At 44.0% G+C, this 1,585-nt stretch carries 3 protein-coding genes; all 3 read left to right on the top strand.

Annotated elements, in window-relative coordinates; all coding sequences use genetic code 11:
- A partial coding sequence (locus A3738_RS03175; protein ID WP_231876517.1) for a CheB methylesterase domain-containing protein occupies positions 1-670 on the top strand: 670 nt, incomplete at its 5' end.
- Between the two features lie 91 nt (positions 671-761).
- Entirely contained in the window at positions 762-1,067 is a 306-nt protein-coding gene (locus tag A3738_RS03170; RefSeq protein ID WP_068473743.1) for an STAS domain-containing protein, read from the top strand.
- Between the two features lie 91 nt (positions 1,068-1,158).
- Positions 1,159-1,585, top strand: a 427-nt coding sequence (locus tag A3738_RS03165; protein ID WP_156503912.1) for a hypothetical protein, incomplete at its 3' end; no start/stop codon positions are given.

The raw sequence follows: 1,585 nt of genomic DNA, 5'->3' as shown, positions 1-1,585 counted from the left end.
TCGCAATGCGGCTAGAGCTAATATGCTCGCGCGTGAAAGTGTCACGACTAAAGCAAGCACTCCCACCGAGACTTCAACTAAAGAAGATCGATATAAAGTAGGCAAGGTGATTTGTATCGGAAGCTCGACGGGCGGCACTGAAGCCTTGAAAGAAATTCTTCGGTACATGCCTAAAAACTGCCCTCCGATTCTTATGGCGCAACATATCCCAGCAGCCTTTAGTGGCACCTTTGCTAGTCGATTAAACGATACGATGCCCATTGAAGTTTGTGAGGCGAAAGCAGATATGCCGCTTAAAGCGGGGTGTGCTTATTTAGCACCGGGTGACCGTCATCTGCGCTTAGCTAAACGCGATAAAAAGCTTGTTACAGCGCTCTTAGATGGTGAAAAAGTAAACGGACATATTCCATCGGTTGAAGTCTTATTTGATTCAGCAACGGCCGAACTTGGTAAGTACTGTGTTGGCGCAATGTTGACGGGAATGGGGGCTGATGGAGCCACCGGAATGTTAAGAATGCGACAAGCAAAAGGGCATACAATTGCACAAGATGAGGCAAGTAGCGTGGTGTGGGGAATGCCCGGCGCAGCAGTTAAACTGAATGCTGCAGTAGAAGTGCTGCCCATACAGCGGATTGGGCCGGCATTACTTAATGCATGCAAAATTACATAATTGCTCATTAGTTCTCAAATTAATTACGCGAGTTTCGCAATCTTTACTACGCTATGTGCGGTAATACCAACACTGAAAAAACGAGGGCAGTATGTCGGTGAATGTGAGCTACCAAGGTAGTGACCAAACCTTAAAAATCGCAATAGATGGCAGATTTGATTTCAGTCATCACGCAGCTTTTAGAGACGCATATGAGAGCGCTGAAACACAAATTTCATCTTACGAAATTGATCTCAGCGAAACCTCTTATATAGATAGTTCGGCCTTAGGAATGTTGTTGCTACTTCGTGATCATGCTGGTGGTGCGGATGCGAAAATCGCAATAAATCATTGCAATGATGATGTAAAAAAAATCCTTAAAATTTCCAATTTTGAGCAGCTGTTTTCTATCACTTAATATATCTATGCGCCGATAAACACTTGTCGGCATGATCTTTGTATCGTTGATTGCATAATTAATTATTAAATAACGTTGTTCGTTAAAAATTATGCAGCAATTGTCATTACTTCCAGTGTCCGGTGCACCGAACTCAGAGTTAATTGAGACGGGAGCAGCGACGGTTAAAGCCCAGAATGGCTCGTCTGAGGCCTTCGGTAAGGTTTTTAATAAAGCTCAAACTAAGGTAGAAAAATCAGAACCCTTAGGCGCACATTCCGGCGATCAAACAGCCTTGTCTAATTCAATATCGCATTCGGCAAGTCCTCAAGCTCACGATGAAAGTGGCAATCCGTTACCGCCAAAAGACGGAGAATTGCCGCAAGCCGATCAGCCCGAATGGAATGGATTAACTAATTCAGCCAGTACAGATGAATTCGATTCCACGGCCGCATTCGTATCAGGGCAAGGTGATAGTGGGATTAATTCATCAGTATTGAACTTTCAGTTGGGCCAGAATGTAACTATTACACCAGATA

The organism is Oleiphilus sp. HI0066, assembly GCF_001635725.1.
This window is presented reverse-complemented; position numbering and strand designations above follow the sequence as displayed.